The sequence below is a fragment of the Flavobacterium sp. genome, assembly GCF_020217025.1.
GTDB lineage: Bacteria > Bacteroidota > Bacteroidia > Flavobacteriales > Flavobacteriaceae > Flavobacterium.
The window spans coordinates 1-10,000 of sequence record NZ_JAIWOF010000191.1 but is presented as its reverse complement, the minus strand read 5'-3'; the positions used below and the strand labels follow the sequence as shown (position 1 = coordinate 10,000).

The 10,000-nt window shown below is 31.9% G+C and carries 8 protein-coding genes; 5 read left to right on the top strand and 3 right to left on the bottom strand.

The annotated features are described in order from the left end of the window. The 5 genes from LDL23_RS09890 to LDL23_RS09870 all read left to right on the top strand — a co-directional run. Positions 1-4,109: translocation/assembly module TamB domain-containing protein (locus tag LDL23_RS09890; protein ID WP_291265545.1), on the top strand; the 4,109-nt coding region annotated here is incomplete at its 5' end. 137 nt (positions 4,110-4,246) lie between these two features. Then, positions 4,247-5,233, top strand: a complete 987-nt coding sequence (pfkA, locus tag LDL23_RS09885; protein ID WP_291265544.1) for a 6-phosphofructokinase — start codon at positions 4,247-4,249, stop codon at positions 5,231-5,233. A 26-nt stretch (positions 5,234-5,259) separates the two neighbouring features. After that, positions 5,260-6,270 carry a type I glyceraldehyde-3-phosphate dehydrogenase gene (gene gap, locus LDL23_RS09880; RefSeq protein WP_291265543.1) on the top strand — a complete coding sequence of 337 codons (1,011 nt, stop codon included), beginning with the start codon at positions 5,260-5,262 and terminating at the stop codon, positions 6,268-6,270. Between the two features lie 74 nt (positions 6,271-6,344). Next, positions 6,345-7,196 carry an N-acetylglucosamine kinase gene (locus LDL23_RS09875; RefSeq protein ID WP_291265542.1) on the top strand — a complete coding sequence of 284 codons (852 nt, stop codon included), beginning with the start codon at positions 6,345-6,347 and terminating at the stop codon, positions 7,194-7,196. Positions 7,197-7,284: 88 nt separating this feature from the next. Further along, positions 7,285-7,656: a methylglyoxal synthase gene (locus LDL23_RS09870; protein ID WP_026725788.1), complete on the top strand. Its 372-nt coding sequence runs from the start codon at positions 7,285-7,287 to the stop codon at positions 7,654-7,656. A gap of 120 nt (positions 7,657-7,776) precedes the next feature. Here the strand turns inward: LDL23_RS09870 and LDL23_RS09865 are convergent, their stop codons facing one another. The 3 genes from LDL23_RS09865 to LDL23_RS09855 all read right to left on the bottom strand — a co-directional run. Beyond that, positions 7,777-8,601, bottom strand: coding sequence for an RES domain-containing protein (locus tag LDL23_RS09865; protein WP_291265541.1), 825 nt, complete (start codon positions 8,599-8,601; stop codon positions 7,777-7,779). A 117-nt stretch (positions 8,602-8,718) separates the two neighbouring features. Next, a complete protein-coding gene (locus tag LDL23_RS09860) occupies positions 8,719-9,099 on the bottom strand; it encodes a RidA family protein (RefSeq protein ID WP_291265540.1) in 381 nt (126 codons plus the stop codon). Between the two features lie 11 nt (positions 9,100-9,110). Further along, a partial coding sequence (locus LDL23_RS09855) for a putative LPS assembly protein LptD (protein ID WP_291265539.1) occupies positions 9,111-10,000 on the bottom strand: 890 nt, incomplete at its 5' end.

The following is a 10,000-nucleotide window of genomic DNA, read 5'->3' as shown; positions in this document are numbered from 1 at the left end:
ATAAATTCATTGAAGCTTTTGATGATGGTTCGCCTTCTTCGGGAAGATTTAGAATGAAAGCCAATAAGATGACGGTTTACAACAGCCGTTTTCAATACATTGACCACAATCTTCAAACGCCAAAAATGCTCGATTTTACGCAGTTAAATGGTAAAATCGAAGATTTCTTTATCAAAGGTCCCAATGTTTATACATTTATAGATAAGTTATCTTTTAAAGATCATCGCGGATTGTTAGTCGAAAATATTACGGCTGATTTTACGTATACCAAGAAAAATATTTTGTTAGAACAACTAGCAATGAAAACACCTTTATCTGAAATGAAAGGTAGAGTAGAGTTGAAGTACAAAAGAAAAGATTTTTCAGATTTTAATAACAAAGTTATTTTTGATGTTCAGTTTGATAAAGCTACAATTGCTTCAAACGATTTGAACTATTTCTACAATGAATTCGGGAAAAATAATATTTTTTATGTTGACACGCATTTGGTTGGAACATTGAATAATTTCACGACTTATAATTTAAAATTAGTAGATAAGAATCAATCAGAAATTATTGGAACTGCGAATTTTAGAAATCTTTTTGGAAAAGGAAATCAAGAGTTTTACATGAAAGGAAACTTTGATCGTATTACTTCCAATTACGAAGATTTAAAATCTATTTTACCACGAATTTTAGGTAATAATTTACCATCGGTTTTGGCTAAATTAGGAAATGTAAATATTTCTGGTGCTGTAGAATTAACTCAAAAATACATCAACGCCGATGTTTCGATGTTATCACAATTGGGTTACTTAGAAGGTAATTTAGCGATGCAAAACATCAATAATATTGATAATGCTTCGTATCAAGGAAATATTAAGTTAGATGCTTTTGATTTAGGAACACTTTTAAGTCAAAACGACATTGGAAAAACTACCTTAGATTTAGATGTTGATGGTAAAGGGTTTACTCAAAAATTGTTGAATACAGCTATCAAAGGAAAAATTGATAAGTTTTATTATAACGGATATAATTATCAAAACATTACGGTTGATGGAAGTATGAAAATGCCTTATTACAAAGGATATTTCAATAGTAATGATCCCAATTTAAAAATGGATTTTGATGGAACTATCGATTTGAGTTTGAAAGCTAAAAACTACGATTTTAAAGCCCAAATTGACTATGCTGATTTACATATCTTAAATTTCTATAAAACAGATTCTATATCTATTTTTAAAGGTACTATCGATTTCAAAGCAGACGGAAATTCGATTGATGATTTGGCGGGAGTTTTAAAAATTAATAACGTTTCGTACCAAAACAGTAAAGATTCGTACTTTTTTGATGATTTTGAAATAACCTCTTCTTTTGATGCGGAACGAGTTAGAACTATTGAAATTAATTCTCCAGACATTATTACAGGTCAAATTGTAGGGAAATACAAAGTAAACCAAGTGCAAAAAATGGTCGAAAATGCACTGGGAAGTTTGTATGCCAATTATTCTCCAAATAAGTTAGAAAAAGGTCAGTTCATAAATTTTGACTTAACTATCTATGATAAAATTGTAGAAGTTTTTATACCAGATGTCAAAATATCGGAAAACACAAAAGCTAAGGGAAAAATAAGTGGTGATGAAGGAAAATTTGTGTTCGATTTTACTTCTCCAAATATCATTGCATATGAAAACACTATTGAAAATGTAAATATTGAAATCGACAATAAAAATCCATTATATAATGCCTACATAACAGTTGATTCAATTAAAAATGGCAAGTATAAAATTGCTGATTTTAATTTGATTAACGTTACTTTAAACGATACATTGTTTGTTCGTTCTGAGTTTAAAGGTGGACCAAAAAGTGAAGATACGTATGATTTGAACTTGTATCATACCATAAATGAAGATAAGCAATCTATAGTTGGATTTAAAAAATCAGAGATTAAATTCAAAGAATACCTTTGGTTTATTAACGAACAAGAAACAGAAGACAATAAAATTGTATTCGATAAAAAGTTTAAAGATTTCGATTTTCAAAAGTTAACGTTATCTCATAACAATCAAAAGATTGATTTTTTTGGGACCATGCGCGATTCTACCTACAAAGATTTCAAATTGTCCTTTGATGATGTAGATTTGAATAAGGTAACACCTGCATTAGATAGTTTATCATTTGGCGGAAAAATTAAAGGAAATATTACCTATAAACAAGATAGAAATAAGTATGAACCTATTTCAAACTTAACCATTGATAGCCTGAAAATCAATCAGTTTTTATTGGGCGATTTAGACTTTAAAATAGAAGGAAACGAAAATTTCAATCAGTTTAAAGTGAATTCTAGTTTAAAACAAGATGGTCAAGAACATTTTTTCTTGGATGGAAATATAAATTTTGTGGGACAACAATCAAGTTTAGATTTAGTTGCTGGTTTTGAAAAATTCAATTTAGCTCCATTTGGTTCGTTATTGGGAAGCGTTTTGTCTGATGTTAGAGGAAATGCTACGGGTAGAACTACAATTGGTGGTTCATTAACCCAACCTGAAATGGATGGACGACTCTATCTTAATGATGCAGGAATGCGTGTTCCGTATTTGAATGTAGATTATGCTTTTGAAAAAAATGCCATTGTTGATTTAACAGAGCATCAATTTAGTCTTCGAAAAATTGAAGTAACCGATACCAAATACAAAACAAAAGGAGTAATTGATGGAACTATCCGTCATGAAAATCTTGGCGATTGGGAACTCGATTTGCATTTGATTTCGGATAATATTTTAGCATTAGACACTAAAGATTCAGAAGATGCCTATTATTACGGAACAGCTTTTGTGAAAGGAAAAGCTAGTATAACGGGTTCTGTAGATAATTTAAATATTAAAGTAGCAGGTGAATCTGAAAAAGGAACTTCTATAAAAATTCCGGTAAACGATGAAGAAGATTTAGGAAACAATTCCTTTATTAACTTTATGACGGTGGAAGAATATAAAAAATCTCTCTTGGGTAAAATTGCAAAAGAAAATAGATATCAAGGATTAGAACTTGATTTCAATTTTGATATTGACACTGATGCCGACATTGAGATTATTCTAAACCGTGAAACAGGTCATGCCATGAAAGGAACGGGAGTAGGTTCAATGCAAATGAATATAAATACACTTGGTAAATTTGAAATGTTTGGCGATTTTATTGTTCAAGAAGGGCAATATAATTTTAAATATGGAGGAATTATTGATAAAAAATTTAGTGTAGAAAAAGGAGGAACAATTCGTTGGGATGGTCAGCCTATGGATGCGGTTTTAGATTTAAAAGCAACCTACAAAACAATGGCAAATCCAGCTGTTTTAGTTGAGAGCGCTTCTTTCAATAGAAAAGTGGATACTAATGTAACCATTTTACTAAACGGAAATTTAAGTAACCCACAGCCTGATTTTAACATTGATTTCCCAACGGTAAGTTCGGTATTAAAAAGTGAAATTGATTATAAATTACAGGACAAAGACACAAGACAAACACAGGCCTTTGCTTTAATGGCAACGGGTTCTTTTGTAACTGCAGAATCAACAGGAAATGCAGCTTATGGTTCATTAATTGAAGGAGCAAGTTCTATTATCAACGGCTTATTTGCAGATAGTGATAGTAATTTACAATTAGGTTTAGATTATTCACAAGGAAATAAGCTAACAGAGATTTCAGATCGAGTAGGTGTAACAATGAATACCCGAATTAATGACCGTATTTCGATAAACGGAAAAGTTGGGGTTCCTGTTGGTGGAGTTACAGAATCGGTAATTGTGGGTAATTTAGAAGTGTTAATACAAATAAACGAAGACGGTTCACTAAAAGCACACGTATTTAATCGTGAAAACGATATCAATTATGTAGGTGAAGGAATTGGATATACTCAAGGTTTAGGAATAACTTATAATGTTGAATTCAATACATTTAAAGAAATGATGCAAAAGATATTCAACAAAAACAAAAAGAAAAACGATACATCAAAATCACAAGATGAATTACCAGATTCAGAATTTCCACCTGAATTTATAGAGTTTATTAATCAACGAAAAGTAAAATCGACAGAAGCTGTAAAAGAGGAGCCTGTAAAAGTTCCAGAAATCGATTAATTCGTGATTTTTTAGTAGAAAAATCAAAAAGTTATTAACGAAAACGTTTGAATTTGTAACTATAACCAAATAGTTTGCAAGAACCACTGTTTTTTAATTTTTCGTTTTATAACTTTACATAAACAATCAAAAATAATATGTCGACAAAGATTAAAAAAGTAGGTGTTTTAACTTCAGGTGGAGATTCTCCTGGTATGAATGCTGCTATTCGTGCAGTAGTTAGAGCTTGTGCTTATTATAATATAGAATGTGTTGGTATTTACAGAGGATACCAAGGTATGATTGAAGGAGACTTCAAAGAAATGGGACCTCGTGATGTAAAAAATATTATCAATAAAGGAGGTACAATTTTAAAATCGGCTCGTTCGGCAGATTTTCGAACTACAGAAGGAAGAAAAAAAGCATATGATAATTTAGTAGCGGCTGGAATTGATTCATTTGTAGTAATTGGTGGTGATGGAAGTTTTACAGGAGCCGAAATCTTCAACAGTGAATATGGATTTCCTGTGATTGGAATTCCTGGAACTATTGATAACGATATTTTTGGAACAAGTCACACTTTAGGATATGACACCGCTTTAAATACTGTAATTGATGCTATCGATAAAATTAGAGATACCGCAAATTCTCACAACCGATTATTCTTCGTTGAAGTAATGGGAAGAGATGCAGGTCATATTGCTTTAAATGCAGGAATTGGAGCAGGAGCAGAAGAAATTCTAATTCCTGAAGAAGATTTTGGTTTAGACCGATTACTAGAATCTTTAAAACGAAGTAAAGGTTCAGGAAAAACTTCAAGTATTGTCGTAGTTTCTGAAGGGGATAAAATTGGTAAAAACGTTTTCGAACTAAAAGATTTCATCGAAGAAAACATGCCAGAATATGACGTTCGTGTTTCGGTTTTAGGACACATGCAACGTGGTGGTTCTCCCTCTTGTTTTGATCGCGTTTTAGCTTCACGATTGGGAGTTAAAGCAGTTGAAACCTTGTTAGAAGGAAAATCAAATTATATGGTAGGATTAAATCAAGATAAGATTATGCTTACACCATTAGAGCAAGCCATTAAAGGACAAAGTGAAATCGATATGGAATTGGTAAAAGTATCCGATATCGTATCATCATAACAAAATAGTAAATTAAAGAAAAGAAAATGTCAAAAGTAAAATTAGGAATTAACGGATTCGGTAGAATCGGAAGAATTGTATTTAGAGAAACGTTCAATAGAGATAATGTAGAAGTAGTAGCCATTAACGATTTATTAGAAGTTAATCATTTAGCTTATTTATTAAAATACGATTCAGTTCACGGTCGTTTTAATGGAAAAGTGGAAGTAAAAGATGGAAAATTATATGTAAACGATAAATTTATTAGAGTTACAGCAGAAAAAGATCCAAAATTAATTAAATGGGATGACAAAGATATTGATGTAGATGTTGTTGCAGAATGTACAGGAATTTTCACCACATTAGAAACCGCTAAAGCTCATATTCATGGTGGTGCGAAAAAAGTAGTAATTTCTTCTCCTTCGGCAGATGCACCAATGTTTGTTATGGGAGTAAATCACACCGAAGCAAAAGCTACAGATACCATTGTTTCTAATGCATCTTGTACAACAAACTGTTTAGCGCCATTAGCAAAAGTAATTCACGATAACTTCGGAATTGTTGAAGGATTAATGACAACAGTTCACTCATCAACAGCAACGCAAATGGTAGCGGATGGTCCTTCTAAGAAAGATTGGAGAGGCGGTCGTGCTGCTAGTGTTAACATTATTCCATCTTCAACAGGAGCTGCAAAAGCCGTTGGGAAAGTGATTCCAGCATTAAACGGAAAATTGACAGGAATGTCTTTCCGTGTACCAACAGTTGATGTTTCGGTAGTAGATTTAACCGTAAAACTAGCTAAAGAAACCACTTACGAAGAAATCATGAAAGTACTTAAAAATGCTTCCGAAACTTCAATGAAAGGTATCTTAGGATTTACAGAAGATGATGTGGTTTCTCAAGATTTTGTGGGCGATTCCAGAACTTCTGTGGTAGATGCTAAAGCTGGAATCGGATTAAACTCAACTTTCTTTAAATTGGTGTCTTGGTATGATAATGAATATGGTTATTCAAGTAAATTAATTGATTTATCAGTACATGTTGCTGGTTTAAAATAATAGTTCTTTTAAAAAATCCCGTTACATTTGTGTTCGGGATTTTTTGTTTCCAAAACTAAACTAACACCAACCAAATGAAATTACTTGTTGACAGTGGTTCTACTAAAGCCGATTGGATTGCAATTGATGATAACGGAAAAGTATTATTCACTACGCAAACTCTAGGATTAAATCCTGAAGTACTAGACAAAGAAGAAATTATCAATCGTTTAAACGATAGATTTGATATTTCGTACAATAAAGACAAAGCTACACACTTGTTCTTCTACGGAGCGGGTTGTGGTACTGATCGAATGAAAAATTTTCTAACCTTAGTTTTTAAAGAGTATTTTACAAATGCCACTGTTGTAGTTCATGAGGATACCTATGCTGCGGTTTATGCAACAACTCCAAAAGATGAAAAAGCGATTGTTTGTATTTTAGGAACTGGTTCAAATTGTTCTTATTTTGATGGAAAAGTGTTACATCAAAAAGTACAATCGCTGGGTTATATTGCCATGGATGATTGTTCTGGGAATCGTTTTGGACGTCATTTAATTCGTGCCTATTACTTCAACAAAATGCCGAAAGAATTGGCCAAAGAATTTGAAGAAGAATACAATGTAGATGCTGATTATATCAAACACAATTTATACAAAGAACCGAATCCTAATGCTTATTTAGCAACCTTTGCGAAGTTTTTAATTAAACATAAAGACACCGAATTCTGTCAAAAATTCATTCAAAGAGAAATGGAATGTTTCGTAGAAAACTATGTAGAACAGTTCGAAAATTGCAAAGAAGTTCCCGTTCATTTTATTGGCTCGATTGCGTTTTATTTAAAAGACGAATTAACAGAAGTTCTAGAAAAACGCGGAATTACAATAGGAAATGTGCTACGTAGACCAATCGATGGTTTAATTGAATATCACATTTTAAACAAATAAAAATAAATTTAAAGTAGTCAAAATCTCAAATCAACAGCAATTGAATTGGGATTTTTTCTTTTTATCTTTGTAAGGAAATTAGTTACTCATGGAAATAGCCATTATAGCACACGACGGAAAAAAAGCCGATATGGTGCAGTTTTTAAATAAGAACAAAACCATTTTATCGAAAGAAAAAATAAAAATCATTGCCACCGGAACCACTGGTGGAAGGGCAGAAGCAGCTGGTTTTAAAGTAAAGAAAATGCTTTCAGGACCTCTAGGTGGCGACGCTCAAATTGCAGCACGTGTAGCAGAAGGAAAAACCAAAATGGTATTATTTTTCAAAGACCCAAATTCCAGCCACGCTCATGAAGCGGATATTAACATGCTTATTCGTATTTGTGATGTTCACAATGTACCTTTAGCAACTAATGAAGCTACAGCGCAGTTGTTGTTATTGGGTTTGGATGAAGTTTAATGGTTATTTATTTTGTCGGTACGGAATGAAATTCCATGTTACCGGATAAACGTTTTTCGTAAATGCATAAAAATAAAAACTAAAAATTGCGTGAAACCGCTATTAGCAGCTAGCTTTTTGCTAACAAGTAATTATGTCACTTTTTGTATCATACATTTTACTTTCCGCTATTACTTCTTCAACAAAAGTTTTCTCTTGAGTTTTTTTGAAAACAGTTTTTCTAGCTGCAGCAAACTCTAATTTACTATCAACTATTTCCGGCCACAAAACAATATTTATTCCTGTATGTTCAGATTTTATGCTTGAATACATAATCCCATCTATTTCGGGGAAAACGTTTCTCACGTAGTTTGAAAAAGCTGCAGTAATTTTATAATTCGAATTATCTTTATCAATGTCAAGATAATATTCTTCAGCGATAAAATTTACTAATTTTTTTATTTCTTCTAACTCATTTCCTTCAGCAATTTGGCTATAAAATTTTTCCATGTTTTTTAAATCCTCTTGGCTTAAGAAACTTGATTTTAAAGGAAGAATTATTGCAAGTTTAAGACTTTGCATTAAATTCCACGCTCCAATAGTAAGAACTTCTTCTTCAGAATCATGATTTCCTCGTAAAACAGAAACTATTTCTGAAATTCCTGTGTCTTGATTTTTATTATCATTACAATAGAAGAAACCTTGTCCGGGTTCATTTGCTCTTCCAAAATTCGAAATATTTAAAATGTCTTTTCGATAGCTCAAATCTTCTGAAGTATTGAACAAATCATTGCGATTATCTTCATTATGCTTTCTATATCGTATGATTTTATAAGGGCGTACTTCTGTACAAAAAACAGGAATAAATTGATTGAAAAGTATGTTTTTAATATGCGAATAACTTCCGAGAGAATTATCTTTTTTTAATTCTTTGATTTTTTTTATAATTTGGTTTGATACGCTCATCGTATTTTAAGCTTACTTGTAGCTATCAAATATAATAATAAAGTCAACACTTTTTACTAAACATAAAAAAATCCCCACAAAAATTGTGAGGATTTCAAATTATAAAATATTGCAAATTTATTTCACTGCTATCATTGAGATTTCAATATTTACGTTTTTTGGTAAACACGCTACTTGTACCGTTTCCCTTGCTGGAGCTGTGGCTTCGTCAAAATAGCTTCCGTAAACAGCGTTAATTCTTGTAAAATCGCCCATATTCATAATGAAAATAGTGGTTTTAATTACGTTTTCAAATGTCATATCGGCTGCAGCTAAAACGGCTTTCATGTTTTCCATTACTTGTTTGGTTTCGGTTTCAATATCGTCTAAAACCAACTCCATAGTAGCTGGGTTTAGTGCAATTTGTCCTGAAGTATACAAAGTGTTGCCAACTAAAACCGCTTGGTTATAAGGCCCAATAGGAGCAGGCGCTTTGTCGGTATAAATGATTTTTTTCATGTTGTTATATATTATCTGAATACTCGGTCTGGTAACTGACGTTTTTCGTATTTAATATCACTAAATATTGAAGAGGAAATTCCGATGAAGAATCCCCAATAGGTATTGGTTCCAAAAGGTACCCAGTTAAAACTCATTCTCCAACTTTCCAAATCGCGTTCAAAACGTAGTTGCGTAAAAGTTACTCCTTTTTGTTTGAAATCATAACCCGATGAGAAACCTACTTTCCATCTTGGCGCTAATTCGAAATTTCCTGAAGCCATAACAGAATGAGATTGAATTTCATTTTGTCTGTTAGAATTATTGTAAGTTACAGAATACGCCAATCTTAAATCCCAAGGAATTTTATAACTGTACCATTCTAAATTTTTATTATCTTTTTCTTTATCCTTGTTAAATAAACTTTGACGAGAATCACTTAAATCGGTACTTCTTCCAAACAAATCATCGCCTGTTCCTCCGTTTTGTAGGTTTTGTTGCGATTCTTTACTTTTTGAATTGTTATCACTACTTGAGAAATTATAGTTAATCGTCATATTAGCTCTAGGTAAACGCAATAAACTACCACCATTATCAATGTTTAATTTATCAATTCTTCTACCTGAATTATCAATGGCAAAAGCATCTAGTATGGCAGCGAAGTTAACATTCATTTTTTGCTTAAAAAGTTGTGTTCCTCCTGATACTGATATTTCAGACCATTTTAAAGAATCGGCAGCAATGTCATAACCTACTGCAAAATTAAGATTGTTTAAAAGCATTACTTTTTTAGCTTCTCCTTTTTTACTTTCTTTATCTCTTACTTTGGCTTCAAATGTATTACTCAACGAAAAATTCATTCGATTTGAAAAATTATTAGAGGGAGCTCCAAAAATTCCTCCTTCAAATTTTGTATAATCTC

Excerpts from the sequence above, each read along its gene's own strand:
- LDL23_RS09860 (WP_291265540.1), bottom strand. The coding sequence starts at position 9,099 with ATGAAAAAAATCATTTATACCGACAAAGCGCCTGCTCCTATTGGGCCT.
- LDL23_RS09875 (WP_291265542.1), top strand. The coding sequence starts at position 6,345 with ATGAAATTACTTGTTGACAGTGGTTCTACTAAAGCCGATTGGATTGCA.
- LDL23_RS09870 (WP_026725788.1), top strand. The coding sequence starts at position 7,285 with ATGGAAATAGCCATTATAGCACACGACGGAAAAAAAGCCGATATGGTG.
- LDL23_RS09865 (WP_291265541.1), bottom strand. The coding sequence starts at position 8,601 with ATGAGCGTATCAAACCAAATTATAAAAAAAATCAAAGAATTAAAAAAA.
- pfkA (WP_291265544.1), top strand. The coding sequence starts at position 4,247 with ATGTCGACAAAGATTAAAAAAGTAGGTGTTTTAACTTCAGGTGGAGAT.
- gap (WP_291265543.1), top strand. The coding sequence starts at position 5,260 with ATGTCAAAAGTAAAATTAGGAATTAACGGATTCGGTAGAATCGGAAGA.